This window comes from Krasilnikovia sp. MM14-A1004 (assembly GCF_047159485.1).
In the GTDB taxonomy this organism is placed as follows: domain Bacteria; phylum Actinomycetota; class Actinomycetes; order Mycobacteriales; family Micromonosporaceae; genus Actinoplanes.
The window spans coordinates 121,072-135,602 of record NZ_AP038773.1; the positions used below are offsets into that span (position 1 = coordinate 121,072).

General features: G+C 71.1%; 15 protein-coding genes. 9 read left to right on the forward strand and 6 right to left on the reverse strand.

Annotated features, from left to right (window positions below; genetic code table 11):
* Positions 1-164: 164 nt before the first annotated feature.
* Both ACMCNN_RS00560 and ACMCNN_RS00565 read left to right on the forward strand, forming a co-directional pair.
* Positions 165-1,430, forward strand: coding sequence for an aspartate kinase (locus ACMCNN_RS00560; protein WP_412744218.1), 1,266 nt, complete (start codon positions 165-167; stop codon positions 1,428-1,430).
* A 23-nt stretch (positions 1,431-1,453) separates the two neighbouring features.
* Positions 1,454-2,506 (forward strand): aspartate-semialdehyde dehydrogenase, encoded by a 1,053-nt coding sequence (locus ACMCNN_RS00565; protein WP_412746994.1) that lies wholly within the window; start codon positions 1,454-1,456, stop codon positions 2,504-2,506.
* A 14-nt stretch (positions 2,507-2,520) separates the two neighbouring features.
* Here ACMCNN_RS00565 and ACMCNN_RS00570 read toward each other — a convergent pair whose 3' ends face one another.
* Complete coding sequence (locus ACMCNN_RS00570) at positions 2,521-2,817, reverse strand: hypothetical protein (protein WP_412744219.1); 297 nt, start codon at positions 2,815-2,817, stop codon at positions 2,521-2,523.
* A 152-nt stretch (positions 2,818-2,969) separates the two neighbouring features.
* Between ACMCNN_RS00570 and pyrE the strand changes: the two genes are divergently transcribed.
* A complete protein-coding gene (gene pyrE / locus ACMCNN_RS00575; protein WP_412744220.1) occupies positions 2,970-3,494 on the forward strand; it encodes an orotate phosphoribosyltransferase in 525 nt (174 codons plus the stop codon).
* 3 nt (positions 3,495-3,497) lie between these two features.
* On the opposite strand, the gene ACMCNN_RS00580 is transcribed toward pyrE, so the two are convergent.
* On the reverse strand, positions 3,498-3,842 hold the full coding sequence (locus ACMCNN_RS00580) for an STAS domain-containing protein (RefSeq protein WP_412744221.1): 345 nt from the start codon (positions 3,840-3,842) through the stop codon (positions 3,498-3,500).
* Positions 3,843-4,159: 317 nt separating this feature from the next.
* Here ACMCNN_RS00580 and ACMCNN_RS00585 point away from each other — a divergent pair, with 317 nt between their 5' ends.
* The 4 genes from ACMCNN_RS00585 to ACMCNN_RS00600 all read left to right on the forward strand — a co-directional run bounded on the left by ACMCNN_RS00585 (position 4,160) and on the right by ACMCNN_RS00600 (position 8,005).
* On the forward strand, positions 4,160-5,695 hold the full coding sequence (locus ACMCNN_RS00585; protein WP_412744222.1) for a methyl-accepting chemotaxis protein: 1,536 nt from the start codon (positions 4,160-4,162) through the stop codon (positions 5,693-5,695).
* Positions 5,696-5,810: 115 nt separating this feature from the next.
* On the forward strand, positions 5,811-6,737 hold the full coding sequence (locus ACMCNN_RS00590) for an AraC family transcriptional regulator (protein ID WP_412744223.1): 927 nt from the start codon (positions 5,811-5,813) through the stop codon (positions 6,735-6,737).
* A gap of 68 nt (positions 6,738-6,805) precedes the next feature.
* Positions 6,806-7,576 carry a GntR family transcriptional regulator gene (locus ACMCNN_RS00595; RefSeq protein ID WP_412744224.1) on the forward strand — a complete coding sequence of 257 codons (771 nt, stop codon included), beginning with the start codon at positions 6,806-6,808 and terminating at the stop codon, positions 7,574-7,576.
* Between the two features lie 231 nt (positions 7,577-7,807).
* Positions 7,808-8,005 (forward strand): hypothetical protein, encoded by a 198-nt coding sequence (locus tag ACMCNN_RS00600; RefSeq protein WP_412744225.1) that lies wholly within the window; start codon positions 7,808-7,810, stop codon positions 8,003-8,005.
* A gap of 10 nt (positions 8,006-8,015) precedes the next feature.
* Here the strand turns inward: ACMCNN_RS00600 and ACMCNN_RS00605 are convergent, their stop codons facing one another.
* Positions 8,016-9,617 (reverse strand): diguanylate cyclase, encoded by a 1,602-nt coding sequence (locus ACMCNN_RS00605; protein WP_412744226.1) that lies wholly within the window; start codon positions 9,615-9,617, stop codon positions 8,016-8,018.
* A gap of 69 nt (positions 9,618-9,686) precedes the next feature.
* On the opposite strand from ACMCNN_RS00605, the gene ACMCNN_RS00610 reads away from it, so the two are divergent.
* On the forward strand, positions 9,687-10,682 hold the full coding sequence (locus ACMCNN_RS00610; protein ID WP_412744227.1) for a DNA adenine methylase: 996 nt from the start codon (positions 9,687-9,689) through the stop codon (positions 10,680-10,682).
* Here the strand turns inward: ACMCNN_RS00610 and ACMCNN_RS00615 are convergent.
* Positions 10,679-11,560 carry an ATP-binding protein gene (locus ACMCNN_RS00615; RefSeq protein ID WP_412744228.1) on the reverse strand — a complete coding sequence of 294 codons (882 nt, stop codon included), beginning with the start codon at positions 11,558-11,560 and terminating at the stop codon, positions 10,679-10,681. The genes ACMCNN_RS00610 and ACMCNN_RS00615 overlap by 4 nt on opposite strands.
* A 303-nt stretch (positions 11,561-11,863) precedes the next feature.
* On the opposite strand from ACMCNN_RS00615, the gene ACMCNN_RS00620 reads away from it, so the two are divergent.
* Positions 11,864-12,856 (forward strand): AraC family transcriptional regulator, encoded by a 993-nt coding sequence (locus ACMCNN_RS00620; protein WP_412744229.1) that lies wholly within the window; start codon positions 11,864-11,866, stop codon positions 12,854-12,856.
* Between the two features lie 70 nt (positions 12,857-12,926).
* Here the strand turns inward: ACMCNN_RS00620 and ACMCNN_RS00625 are convergent, their stop codons facing one another.
* Both ACMCNN_RS00625 and ACMCNN_RS00630 read right to left on the reverse strand, forming a co-directional pair.
* The gene (locus ACMCNN_RS00625; protein WP_412744230.1) at positions 12,927-13,925 is read right to left on the reverse strand and encodes a CU044_5270 family protein; all 999 of its coding nucleotides are present in this window, start codon (positions 13,923-13,925) and stop codon (positions 12,927-12,929) included.
* Positions 13,922-14,500 (reverse strand): RNA polymerase sigma factor, encoded by a 579-nt coding sequence (locus ACMCNN_RS00630; RefSeq protein ID WP_412744231.1) that lies wholly within the window; start codon positions 14,498-14,500, stop codon positions 13,922-13,924. The genes ACMCNN_RS00625 and ACMCNN_RS00630 overlap by 4 nt, the downstream gene beginning before the upstream one ends.
* Positions 14,501-14,531 lie beyond the last annotated feature (31 nt).

The following is a 14,531-nucleotide window of genomic DNA, read 5'->3' on the forward strand; positions in this document are numbered from 1 at the left end:
CCGGCCGTACGGGCGGAACCGGCCCCGGCGTGTCGTACCGACGGCCGGATTCTGGGATCGCCTGTCGAAGTGTGAGACGGCCGCGGCTAGGCTGGTCCGGACCTGAATGGCGCCGCCGACCTCGGCGGCGCCCGCACGTGGGCCGCTGGAGGGAGTCGTTCGCCGTGGGTCTGGTGGTGCAGAAGTACGGCGGTTCCTCCGTCGCGGACGCCGAGCGCATCAAACGCGTGGCCGAGCGGATCGTGGACGCCCGCAAGGCCGGTCACGACGTGGTCGTGGTCGTCTCCGCGATGGGTGACACCACGGACAACCTGCTCGACCTCGCGAACCAGGTCAGCCCGCTGCCGCCCGGCCGGGAACTCGACATGCTGCTCACCGCTGGCGAGCGCATCTCGATGGCGCTGCTGGCGATGGCGATCCACAACCTCGGGTACGAGGCCCGCTCGTACACCGGGTCGCAGGCCGGGGTGCTGACCACCTCTGTGCACGGCCGGGCCCGGATCATCGACGTGACGCCCGGGCGGCTGCGTACCGCGCTGGACGAGGGCGCGATCGCGATCGTCGCCGGGTTCCAGGGCGTCAGCCAGGACACCAAGGACATCACCACGCTCGGCCGCGGCGGCTCGGACACCACCGCGGTGGCCCTGGCGGCGGCGCTGCACGCGGACGTCTGCGAGATCTACACGGACGTGGACGGGGTGTTCACCGCCGACCCGCGTATCGTCCCGAACGCCCGGCACATCAGCAAGATCACCTACGAGGAGATGCTCGAACTCGCCGCGGGCGGGGCGAAGGTGCTGATGTTGCGATGCGTGGAGTACGCCCGCCGGTTCGGCGTGCCGATCCACGTACGCTCGTCCTACTCCAGCAAGCCAGGCACGTTGGTCACCGGATCGATGGAGGATCCTTCCGTGGAACAGGCGCTCATCACCGGTGTTGCCCACGATCGCAGCGAAGCGAAGATCACGATCGTCGGGGTGCCCGACGAGCCGGGCGCGGCGGGCCGGATCTTCAACACGGTGGCCAACGCCGAGATCAACATCGACATGATCGTGCAGAACGTGTCGACCGAGGGCACCGGCCGTACGGATATCTCCTTCACCCTGCCCAAGGCCGACGGCCCGGGCGCGATGGCGGCGCTGAACAAGATCCAGGATCAGATCAAGTTCAAGAGCCTGCTCTTCGACGACCACGTCGGCAAGGTGTCCCTGATCGGCGCGGGCATGCGCTCGCATCCGGGCGTGGCCGCGACGTTCTTCGCCTGCATCGGCGAGGCCGGGGTGAACATCGAGATGATCTCCACCTCCGAGATCCGGGTGTCCGTCGTGTGCCGCGACACCGACCTCGACACCGCGGTGCGCGCGGTCCACGAGCAGTTCGAGCTGGGCGGCGACGAGCAGGCGGTGGTCTACGCCGGCACCGGACGGTAAGCCGTCATGGCAGAAGTGCGCTGATCGTGGCGGCGCCCACGCTCGCGGTCGTCGGAGCCACCGGCTCCGTCGGCACGGTCATGCTCGAACTGCTCTCGTCGCGGCGCAACGTCTGGGGCGAGATCCGGCTCATCGCATCCGCCGCCTCGGCGGGCAAGGAACTCACCTGCCGGGGCGAGACCCTGGTGGTGCGGGAGCTGACACCGGAGGCGTTCGACGGGGTCGACGTGGCCATGTTCGACGTGCCGGACGAGGTGTCCCTGGAGTGGGCGCCGGTCGCGGTGTCGCGCGGCGCGACCGTGGTGGACAACTCGTCGGTGTTCCGGATGGAGCCCGACGTACCCCTCGTGGTGCCCGAGGTGAACCAGGAGGCGCTGGGGCACCGCCCGCGCGGCATCGTGGCGAACGCCAACTGCACCACCATGGCGATGATCATGGCGATCGCCCCCCTGCACCGCGAGTACGGCCTGCGCGAGCTGGTGCTGGCGTCGTACCAGGCGGTGTCCGGTGCCGGGCAGATCGGCGTGGATGTGCTGCACGACCAGCTCAGCAAGGTGGCCGGGGACCGGGCGCTCGGCTCCCGGCCGGGCAACGTCCGCCAGGCCGTCGGCGACGACCTCGGCCCCTTCCCGGCGCCGCTGGCGCTCAACGTCGTGCCGTGGTCCGGGGCACTGGCCCAGTGGGGCTGGTCGTCCGAGGAGCTCAAGATGCGCAACGAGTCGCGCAAGATCCTCGGGCTGCCCGACCTGAAGGTGTCCGCCACCTGCGTACGGGTGCCCGTGGTGACGGGTCACTCGATCGCGGTGCACGCGGTCTTCGCGGCCGAGCTGGACGCCGACGGCGCCCGTGACGTGCTGCGGCACGCGCCCGGGGTGATCGTGGTCGACGATCCGGAGGCGGGCGAGTTCCCGATGCCGATCGACGCCGTGGGCACCGACCCGTCCTGGGTGGGGCGGATCCGCCGGGCCATCGACGATCCGCGCGCGCTGGACCTGTTCGTCACGGGCGACAACATGCGCAAGGGCGCCGCCCTCAACACGGTCCAGATCGCCGAGCTGGTGGCCGCGGATCTATAGCGCTGCGGGCCGACCTACAACGCCAGTTGTGGGCGGGCCGGGACCCCGACGACCGCCGGTCCGACGGCGCGCGCCGGTAGCTGGTGCGGCACGGGGTGCGGCAGCACGAGCGATTCGAGCGGCGGGGCGACGGCCGGGCGGTTGTTGAGCTGGATCAGCCGGGCGGCGCGGGCCAGCGAGCCGGTCTCGCCGTCGCGGAATCCGTCGCGGTAGCCCTTCTCGTACCGTTCGCCGCGGCCCAGCGCGCGGCCGAGCGCGAAACACGACGACCCGGCGAGGGCGATGACGAACAGAAACGCGAAGGGGGTCACGACACTCCTTTCAGGGCCTCATCGTCTATGGGTCGCAAATTACTCTAAACAGGACAAGGTGCAAGGCCGGTCCGGGGCAAGTACGCCTTCGGGTGACCGTCCGGCGCCCCCGGCTGCGCGGCCGTCCGCCGCGCCTGACAGGCTGTGACCTTGTGACCGACACCGACCTCGCCCGCCAGGTACGCGACGTCAGCCGGCTGACCGGCGAATTCGTCCTGCGCTCCGGCCGGACCGCCACCGAATACTTCGACAAGTACCAGTTCGAGTCCGACCCCGAGCTGCTCGACCGGCTCGCGGAGCAGCTCGCGGTGCTCATCCCCGAGGGCACCGAGGTGCTGGCCGGGCTGGAGATGGGCGGCATCGCGGTGGTCACCGCGCTCGGCCGGCACGCCAAGCTGCCGTGCGCGTTCGTGCGCAAGCAGGCCAAGGCGTACGGCACCGCGCGGCTGGCCGAGGGGGCCGAGGTCGCCGGCCGCCGGGTCCTCGTCGTCGAGGACGTCGTCACCTCCGGCGGCCAGGTGGTGATCTCCACGGAGGAGCTGCGCAAGCTCGGCGCCCACGTGGATCACGCGGTGTGCGTCATCGACCGGCAGGAGGGCGGGGCGGAGGCGCTCGCCAAGGCCGGCATCACGCTGCGGCCCCTGCTCACCCGCGCCGACCTCGAAGCGGCGGCCTGACGCTCAGCGGCGCGCCGGCGCGGGGATGGCACCCACCCCCAGCAGGTCGATCACGCCGGCAACCCGTAACACCCGCTCGACGATCCCGTGGGGGTTCGCCACCCGGTACGTGCACCCGTGGCGGGCCGCCGCGACCTGCCCTTCGAGCAGGGAGCGGACACCGGCCGCGGCCAGCAGCGAGACGTGCCCCAGGTCGATGACGAGCTCTGTCACCCCCGGCTGCCCGGCAACGCCGACGATGGCCTCGGTGAGTGCGGCGCTGACGTCGCTGTCGATCTCGCCGCGGACAACGAGCCGGGCGACCCCGTCGCCGTCGTCGTGCGTACGCACTCCAAACGGGCTCGTCATCCGCATCCTCCCGATCAGTCCCACCCCAGTCACCGAGCGGAAACCTCATCCTGCACCGGATCCGCCGTACACCCCGCAGGCGTCACCCGGACGTGGGACGCGGGCGCGTTGCCGCGCCCGAGGTCACGGTCGGTGATCTTCGCGCGACCCTACGCTGGGTAGAGGTCAAGAATGCGCTTCTTTGACCGATAAACAGGGCCTAAACCGTTCATCCCCTTGATGAGGTCCCGCTGATGACTGCCGCCGCCCGAGAGTCTGGCAAGCGACCCGGCGCTATCACGCGCTTCATCCTCAACCGCCCCATGTACACCAAGTTCATGCTGATCGTAGTGGTTCTGGCGGTCGTCGGGGCGGGCGTCGGCATCTTCGCGATCGTGCAGATGTCGCGGCTGAGCACCCTGGCCCAGGAGCTGTACTCCCAGAGCGTGGTCCCCAGCCAGCAGCTCGGGAGGATCGCCGTGGACATCGGTGACATGCGTTCCCTGGTGCTGAACCACGCGCTGTCCGACACCAACGGCGCGATGAGCGGGTACGAGCAGGCCATGAAGGCCGGCGACGTGACCTTCAACAAGGACGTCGCGGCTTACCGGAACACGACCGTCGACGGCAAGCGGCTCGATGAGCTGGTGGCGGCGTGGCAGCGGTACCGCACGGTGCGGGACACGGACTTCATCCCGGCCAGCCGTAACCACAACGATGTCTCGGAGATCCGCGACCACTCCCTCAACCCGGTCGCCGAGTCGGCCATGTCGGAGCTGGACCAGCTCATCGTCGAGGAGAACGACGCGGCGACCAAGGCCGCCGCGGACGCGCGGGCCCGGTACACCACCGCGCGCACCGTGACTGTCGTGATCCTGGTGGTCGGGCTCGCCCTGGCGGCGGTCTTCGGGCTGCTGGTGGCGCGCGGGGTGTCCCGGCGCGTACGGGCCCTGTCGGGCGTGATCCGCTCCATCGCCGACGGCGATCTGACCTGCTCCGCGCACGCGGACGCGACGGACGAGATCGGCGTGATGGCCGGTGAGCTGGGCCGCGCCGCCAGCACCCTGCGGGCCACGATCGGCCAGATCGGCGGCAGCAGCCAGAGCCTGGCCGGTACGGCCCAGCAGATGGCCGCGGTCAGCGCGCGGATGGCGGTCGACGCGGAGCAGGCCAGCTCGCGGGCCGAGCTGGTGTCGTCGGCGGCCCTGCAGGTGTCCGCGAACGTGGACACGGTCGCGGTCGCCGCGGAGGAGATGACCGCCTCGATCCGCGAGATCGCGGGCAGCGCCACCGACGCGGCGGAGATCGCGCGGGGCGCCGTCGAGGTGGCCCAGTCCGCCAACGCGACCGTGGCGAAGCTGGGTGTGTCGTCGGCCGAGGTCGGCAACATCGTCAAGGTGATCACCTCGATCGCCGAGCAGACCAACCTGCTGGCCCTGAACGCGACGATCGAGGCCGCCAGGGCCGGCGAGGCGGGCAAGGGGTTCGCCGTGGTGGCCTCCGAGGTCAAGGACCTGGCGCAGGAGACGGCCAAGGCCACCGAGGAGATCTCCAGCCGGATCCAGGCCATCCAGACCGACACCGACGCGGCCGTCAGCGCGATCGGCGAGATCGCCGCGGTCATCGAGCGGATCAACACGTACTCGGACACCATCGCGTCAGCGGTGGAGGAGCAGACCGCCACGACCAGCGAGATCGGCCGCAACGTCGGAGAGGCCGCCTCCGGGACCACGAACATCACAGAGACCATCGCCGGCGTCGCCGAGGTGGCGCAGAACACCACGGCCGGGGTCAGCGAGGCCAACCGTACGGCCGAGGAGCTGTCCCGCCTGGCCAGCGAGCTGCACCTCCTGGTCAGCCAGTTCCAGGTGTGATCAAGGGCGCCGGAGCCTCGCTCCGGCGCCCTGGTATCTCGCAACCTGCCGGGCCGATAATCGGCAAATGCATCGGCCGTCCACAGTAGTTTTCGACTCCTTCGAAACAGGAGACGTGGACGAGGCGCGGTCGATGATCGAGCGGGCGCTGCTCCCGTTGGAGATCGCGGTGCTGTCCGCGGGGCAGCCGTACCACTGCCGGTACGAGCAGCTCGGTTTCGGCCCGCTGCGGGTCAACCGGGCGTTCCACAACCTCGGGGTGCGGGTCGAGGTGCCGGACCTGTCGGGCGGGTACACCGTCGGGTTCGCGGAAGAGGGCCGGATGCGGACGCGCCACCGCGGCCACGAGATCGAGATCAGTCCGGCCACCGCGGCCGTCTACCAGCCGGTCGGCGACATTCACGCCGTCTCGTCCGACGCCTCCCTGACCTACACGGTGGCGGTCCAGCAGCAGGACCTGGAGACGACCTTGTCCGCGCTGCTGGGCCGGGCCGTCGAGGGGCCGATCCGGTTCGGCGCCAGCCTGGACCTCACCGGCCCGGCGGAACGCGGCTGGGCGCGGCTGGTGCGGACCCTCGCCTCGGAGATCACCAACCCGGACGGGCTCGCCACCCACCCGCTGGTGATGCAGCCGATGACCGACGCGGTGCTGCGCGGGTTGCTGCTGACCGCCGACCACCCCGACCGGGAGGCGCTGCACCAGCCCGCGGGGCCGTCGCGGTCCGCGCCGGTGCGGCGGGCCATCGACGCGATCCACACCGATCCGGCCCAGCCGTTCACGCTGAGCGTCCTGGCCCGCAGCGCCGGCGTCAGCGTACGGACGCTGCAGCAGGGCTTCAGTGAACAGGTCGGCACCACGCCCATGGGGTACCTGCGGCAGGTGCGCCTGGCGTGCGCGCATGACGAGCTGCGTACGGCCGACCCGTCCCGGACCGGGGTGGCGGCGGTCGCGCACCGGTGGGGGTTCGCCCATCTGGGCCGGTTCGCTGCCTACTACCGCGCGGCCTACGGCGTCGCCCCCTCCGACACCCTGAACCGCTGAGCCGGTTACGGGCGGGGCTGCCGAGCTGGATGGGGGTAATCTCGCTTCCCTAGAGAGGGATAGGGGCCGTGGACTTCCTTCGAGACTTGGCGCCGGACGCGGGGCCGGTGTACCAGCAGATCGCCGAGCATCTCCGCGCGGCGATCGACTCGGGTCGGCTCGAACCGGGTGCGCGAGTGCCGGGAGAAAACGATCTGATCAAGCGCTATGGCGTCGCCAGGGTGACGGCACGTGAGGCGCTCGGTGTCCTTCGGAACAGCGGCCTGGTCGAGACCGTGCCCAAGGTCGGCACGTTCGTGCGGCGCTTCCAACCCGTCTATCGGTACGGATCGCGACGGCTCCGTACGGAACGCTGGACCTCGGGCGGGACGATCCAGACGGCCGAACTCGGCGGCCGCGCCCACACGACCGAGGTGCTCTTCGTCGGCGCGACAGCCGCCGACGAGCGCCTGTCGTCGCTGCTGGAGATCCGGCCCGGTGCGTCCGTGCTGCGACGCAGCCGCCGCTACCGCGTCGAGGGCAAGCCCGTCCAACTGGCGACGTCCCACCTTCCGGGGGAGATCGCTGACGGGACGCCGATCGCGGAACCGGATCCCGGGCCGGGTGGCGTTTATGGGCGCCTGCGGGAGATGGGGCTGAGCCCCGAGCGCTGGGTGGAGGAACTGGCGGTTCGGATGCCGACGCCGGAGGAGTCCCGCCTGCTCGACCTTCCGACCGGCAACCCCGTCGTCACGATCACGCGGGTGGCGTTCACCGCCGACGACCGTCCCATTGAGATCAACGACATGACCTTCGACGGTACGGCCTACGTCTTCGTATATGACCTGATCAACGACTAGAGGGGGCGCGCAAGCGTTGACTTCTCTAGTGAATCCCCTACGCTGGCTTGCGGTTCCTTCACTAGGGAAGCGCGCTCCGGTGCGCCGACCCTTGTCGCTGTGGGAGGAAGACCGATGCCACGAGAGCGGATGCCGATCGGTGCCGACGGGCTGGGTTTGAAACCCCTGCGACTGAATTTCGCACAGGTGTGTCTCTGGTGTGGACGGCGTTGGTGTAAGGCGCGGGAATGCGTGGCGGCACACGCGGCATCCACCTGGATCGTCTGCCCCGCCTGCGACGGCTTCGGATCGCTCGACTGCCTGTGCTGCGGCGGCCTGGTCGAGGCCGGGCCGGAGTTGGTGGCCGCCCAGCGCGGCCGCGTGCTGCCCGTGACGGCGGCGTCTTTCGAGGTCGCCACGGCCGGACCCGCCACCCCAGCCGGCGCCTGACGGCGCCGGATCAGGCCGCGTCGAGGTCGCGGTACGTACGCTTGCGGGCCTCCCGCGCCTGCGCGGAGACCACCCGGTCGCGGCCCGTGCGCTTGGCGAGGTAGAGGTTCCGGTCCGCTGTGGACAGCAGCGCCGGCTGACTGAGGTCGGGAGCCTCGTGTACGCCGGCCACGCCGATGCTGATCGTGACGGGCAGCTCGCCGGTGATCTCCCGCCACGCGTACGCGCGGATGGTCCGGCGGATGTCGTCGAGCCGGTCGGTCGCAACGGGGACCGCGGTCGCGGGCAGGACCAGCAGGAACTCCTCGCCGCCCAGCCGGGCCGCGAACCCGTACGGCGCGATCGCCGCCAGCTCCGTCTCCAGCATCTTCGCGACCTGCACCAGCACCTGGTCGCCGACGTCGTGGGACAGCTCGTCGTTGATCCGCTTGAAGTAGTCCAGGTCGACGATGGCCACCGTGAGTTCCGGGTCCGCCGCGATCAGGGCGGGCAGTTCCTCGTCCACGTAGCGGCGGTTGCGCAGGCCGGTCAGCGGGTCGCGGCGCGCCTGCTCGCGGAAGCGCTCGGCCTCCTCGCGCGCCTCGGCGGTCTCGAACATGACCTGCCGGGTCTGCGCCTGGGCCTCGCGCTGCCTGGCGCGCAGGCTCTCGTGCGCGGCGTGGAAGACCTTGTACATCTCGAACGCCTCGGTGAACTCGCCGCGGGCGCCGTGCAGCTCGGCCTGCTCCTGGTGCACCCGGACCAGTACCTCGTGCAGCTCGCGTTCGACGCACAGCTCGCGGGAGGCGTTCAGGCTGGACTGGGCCCGGTCGGTGGCGCCGAGGCCGCGCTGCGCCCGGGCCAGGGTGAGCAGGTAGTCGGCCAGGTCGTCGGCGGCGTCGCACTGGCCCGCGTGGTGCAGCTCTATGCACTTCAGCATCGTCTGCTCGGCCTCCGCGTACTGGCTGTTGCCGATCTGGATCGCACCGATCGTGTCCAGCGCCGTCGGGTCGAGGTCGATGCCGTGCTCGGCGGCGTGCTCCTGCAACCGCGCGGCCACCTCCTGCGCGCGGGGGAACTCGTCGGCGGCGTACTCGGCGTACGCCCAGTTGTTGAGCAGGATCGCCAGCCGCTGCGGCATGCCCAGCTCGCGGGCCAGCTCCTCGGCCTGGCGGTAGCGCGGCCGGGCCGCGTCCATCGCGCCGGTGATGGCCAGCGCGTCGGCCAGCTTGGTGCGGTGCCACACCTGCATGAACGGGGTGGCCGTCTCGTCGAGCAGCTCCACCGCGCTCAGCGTGTGTTCCAGGTTCTTCGCCAGGTCGCCGAACAGCCGCTCGACGTTCGCGCAGGCCAGATGGCTGCGCGAGCGCAGCCGGCGGTCGCCGTGGGCGGTCGCCCAGTCGTGGATCTCGTAGACCTGCCGAGCCGCCGCGGCGATGTCGCCGGTACGCATGAGCAGGTTCGCCCGGCAGAGGCGGGCGCGGGCGACGAGCATCTCGTCGCCCAGCTCCTCGGCCTGCCGCTGGAGGTCGGTCGCGGTGGCCAGGCCAGAGTCGAAGTCCCAGACGATGGAGTCCTCGGCCTCCAGCAGGGCTGCCGACAGCTGCTCGGCGCCGTTTGCGCTGTGATCCAAGCCACACCCCTCCCTTACGTCCGTTCCTTCATCGGCCGGGCCCGTAGCCGCTGAAGGAGTTGCGGCGAGGTGTCCGACACAGCCGCTGGTCGGTGCGGCAGACTGGCGGACGTGATGGGCAACGCGGTGCCGCCCCGGCGACTCGCCGCGCTGGAGAACGTTCCCCACGCGATCCCGTATCAGGGCAGCAAGCGACTACTCGCGCACGCGATCGTCCCGCTGCTGCCCTCGGACACCGACACGCTCGTGGAACCGTTCGCGGGATCGGCGGCGATCACCATCGCCGCCCGGCACGTCGGCATTCCTCGCGCCGCCCGGATCGGGGACGTCAACGAGCCCCTCATCGCGCTGTGGGTCCGGATTCTGGAGGAGCCCGCCGCGCTGGCGGACGACTACGAGCGCCTCTGGCATGAGCAGCGCGCGGACCCGCGCGCCTACTACGACGAGATCCGGGCGAAATTCAACGCCACCGGCGACGCCCACCTCCTGCTGTACCTGCTGGCGCGCTGCGTCAAGGCCGCCGTGCGGTACAACCGGGACGGCGCCTTCAACCAGGGCGCCGATCACCGCCGCCTGGGCGCGAAGCCGGCCACCATGCGGGCACGGCTGATCGGCACGTCACGTACGTTGAATCCGTCGACCGTCGCGGTGGCCGGCACGTACCCGGAGATGCTGCTCGGTGCGGCCGCGAGGGACGTCGTCTACCTGGACCCCCCGTATCAGGGGGTTTCCCGCACGCGCGATCACCGGTACATGGCCGGGCTCGATCGCGACTCGTTCGTCCGGCATCTGGCCGAGGCGGTGGCCGCGGGCACGTCCTTCCTGCTGTCGTACGACGGCACCACCGGCACCAAACGCTACGGCGAGCCGATCCCGCAGAGCCTGGGACTCCTGCACCTGCACCTGTACGCGGGCAAGTCCTCGCAGGCGACGCTCAACGGCCTGGATCACGACACAGTGGAGTCGCTGTACGTCTCGCCCGCACTCGTCGATCGCCTGGGCGGTGCCGGGGCGGTGCTGGCGCGCCTGTCCGGCCCGCCGGAAGCACTGCCGGGCACGCCCTAGGCGCGACCCTGGCCGAGGGCCGTGCGGTTGGGCTGGTGCGGGGCCGGCGCGGCGCCCGTCGCCGTACCGAGCGTCGCCCAGACGATCTTGCCGACGCGGGTCGGCAGCGCACCCCAGGCGGCCGCCGTGGTGTGCACCAGACGCAGCCCGTAGCCGCGGCGGGCCGGGTCGCCGGGATCGCCCCCGACATCGCGGGGCAGGGACGGATAGCGGGCATCGCCGTCCTGGACGGCCAGGTGCAGACCGGCACGGTGGCGCGTGACGGCGACATCGACATGGGTACGGGCGTGCTCGATCGCGTTGGCGACCAGCTCGGTCAGCACGGCGGTGGCCGCGCGGCACAGGGCCGGCAGCCGCCAGGTGGTGCAGGCGACGCCCATGGTCTGGGTGACCAGGGACAGGGCCTCCACCTCGGGGGACAGGTGCAGGATCAGCCGCTCGGACGGAGTCGTACGGCTCCGCAGGGTGGCCCGGGCTTCCGGCACCGAGGCGTACACGGGTACGTCCCAGCGGGCACCGCACCGGGTGAGGATCGCCGCCAGGGGTGCAGCGGTGGGCAGGCACACCACCACCGGTACCGGCGGCGGGGTGTTGGCGCCCCAGAGGCGGGCGGCGCCCCACAGCGGGGCGCTGGCCCCGGTCGGGTCTCCCAGATCATGCAGGTCGACGATGATTGCGGCGGGTTGAGCGACCAGGCAGGCGCACAGCACCTCGGCCGTCGCTGCCTTCAGGTCGGCGTCCCAGCGGCCATGTACGGAAATCTCGGCCACGGCGCTGTCGAAGTCCCCCAGCACCGTGACGGTCTGCTGGCGGGCTGGTGCGGGGTCGGCTCGTCGATGGGCACTGGACAGCAGGAATGGTGGCTGGTCGCGCCTCATGGCTCCCCCAGGGTGATCGACGGGCCGGGTCGGGCCCGTGGCCGGCCGCGGCGACGGCGCCTTACTCAGAGTCTCACGACATTGAGGCATCTAAACAGGGCGAAGTGTTGCACACACTGCATTCCCTGGTGGACCGGTCAGAACAGACCAGCGTGGCACAGGGGCGGGCAATCGAAACGCCTCGCCTGAATGCCCCGGAAGGGCCACTTTCCAAGTTCCGGCACGGCGTGCAAGGGTGGATGCAGTCCTCGCGACCCCGGAGGTGGAGGGCCGACGCCGCACCGTGCCGCCCGTGGAGGCGCCATGCCGGATCAGCACGCCGACCCTGTGCCCGGCGCGGGGCCGCCCCCGCACATCGTCCGGTTCGCGACCCGCCACGCGGACGAGTTCCGGGCCTGGCTCGCGGCCCGCTACACCGATCACGAGCGCCGGGTACGTCCCCGGGCCCGGGGATGCAGCTTCCACGCCGAGTACGGCGCACTCGCGGGGCTCCAGGTCGTCCGGACCCGGTACACCGCTGTCAGCTTCGACGTCGACTGCCCGCCGATCTCGTACATCTCCATCGCGCACCTGATCTCCGGCCGCGGCCTGGTGCGGTGGGGTGGCGGCGAGGTACGGGTCGGCCAGCGTGACACGCTGCTGATTCCGCCCTACGGTTCGCGCGGACGGTTCGACTGCCACGATGTCGGCAACGTCTGCGTGGCCCTGGACGTGCTGCTGCGCGTCGCCGAGGAGACCACCGGCCTGGACCGTGCGCAGGTGCGCTTCACCGCCCTGCAGCCGTTGTCCGCCGAGGCCCAACGGCACTGGCTGAGCACCGCGAACTACGTACAGTGCGGCATCTACACCCGGGCCCTGAGCCACCCGCTGGTGCTGTCCGCGGCCGAGCAGCTGGTCGCGGCCAGCGTGCTCGCGACGTTCCCGAACACCACGATGACCACCGAACTCCGCACCCCCCGCGATCCGGCCACACCGGCGACGGTCCGCAGGGCGCTGACCTTCATCGACGCCAACGCCGACCGGCCGATCACCCTGAGCGACATCGCTGACGCGGTCGGGGTGGTGCCGCGCACCCTGCACTACGCGTTCCGGCGCCACCGCGACATCACCCCGATGGCCTACCTGCGCCAGGTGCGGCTGGCTCGGGCGCACGAGGAACTGCACGCGGCCGAGCCCGGCGACGGCACCACGGTCGCCGCGGTCGCGGCCCGATGGGGGTATGCCCGCCCGCACCGCTTCGCCGCCGCCTACCACCACACGTACGGCCAGCCGCCCGGCCGTACCCTGCGCTCCTGACCCTTTCGCGCACGGAGGGCCCGGGGTTGCGAACCCCGGGCCCTCGCGTGCATCAATGCCTGCGCCGGTGTCAGGGCGTGTCGCCGAGCTTGTCCACGATCCCGGCCCGGTTGCGGATCTCCAGGTTCAGCACGTCGCCCTTCTTGTACCGCAGGGTGCCGTCGAGCGCCTCGTTGTTGTGGTTCTTCACGACCACCGAGCGCACACCGATCAACTGGTACGTCTTCGGCTCGAACAGGAATTCGTCCCTGGACCATCCGTCGACGTTGAGGGTCACCGCGACCGCCGGGCGACCGTCGAGGTTGACGGCGTTGGTGTCGATCTTCACGCCGGGCTTGCGGGCGTACCAGCGGAAGACCGCGGCCTCGACGTCCGGCGGGAGAACCTCCTGCAGGATCATCATGCCCGGATCCGCCCAGCCGGAGCGGTGCGGCGTCGCGAGATACTGATCGATCTTCTCCGGTGAGGTCAGCCCGGCCAGCTCGTCGTAGGACTGCGTGGAGAACTGGGCGTTGTCCGCGACCTTGACCTTTCCGCCGTCGATCCGCTCGGCGTGCACCCCGCCGTCGATGCGCACCCACGACTCGAAGCGCGTCTCATGGGTCTTTCCCTTGACCAGTGCGGCGTTCGGTGCCTGCCCGTCGAGCTTCGCGTCGTTGAAGGTCTGCGTCCGCTCGATGTAGGCGAATTGGTCGGGGCGCGGCTTCACCCACGGCTTCAGCGCGACAGTGAACGCCGCGTTCTCCAGCACCTCGGCCGCCGCGGCCGGCTTGGCGTACGGCAGCTGCGGGAGCAACGGCCGACTCGCGACGCCCGGCGTTTCGGTCTTGCGCCCGGTCGTGCTCGGCGCGGCCGTGTTGAGGTTCTCCACCGCCACGACACCCACGGAGGCGGCCGCCGCGGTCGCCACGGCCGCCGTGATCCGCAACGCCCAGCGGGGCCGCCGCCGGGCCGCCGGGCTGGGACCGCTCAGCCGGTCCAGCAGCGCCGCACGGGCCCGGTCGTGCGCCCGCACCGGAGGCGCCTCGTCCGGCCCGAAGACATCCTGAAGTACGTCGATCTCGTTCACTGCAGTCCCCTTCCCCCAAGCGCCGTACGCATCTCCTGCCGCGCGCGGTGCAACCGCGACCGGACCGTGCCGGCCGGAATGTCCAGAGCCGTCGCCACCTCGGGCTGGCTGAGCCCTGCCCAGGCGACCAGCAGCAAGACGTCGCGATCGCCGGTGGACAGCCGGCGGAGCGCCTTCGCCAGCCGGCCCCTCGCCGTCGCGGCGTCGAGCCGCCCGGCGACCGCGTCGTCGTGGTCGCCGATCGTCTCGTCCGGCGACAGCTTGGCCAGCGTCTTGTACCGCTTCGCCTCGGCCCGTCCCTGGCGGGCGATCAGGTTCGACGCGATGCCGTACAACCACGGCGCCGCATCCGGGTGACTCGTGTCGTAGCCGTCGATCCGGCTGAAGGCCACCATGAAGGTCTCCGACGCGACGTCCTCGGCCAGATCACGGCCCAGTCGCCGGGCCGCATAGGCGTAGATCCGTGCGTAGTGCCGGTCGAAGACCGCCGCGAACTGCTCCGGCGACCGCCTGGCCTCGGCGATCTTCTGGGCGTCCGTGGGGAACGTGGCGTCGGCGCGCCCGTTCCCGTTCATCCGGGTGGTGTCATCGCCGCGCGGCGGGGCA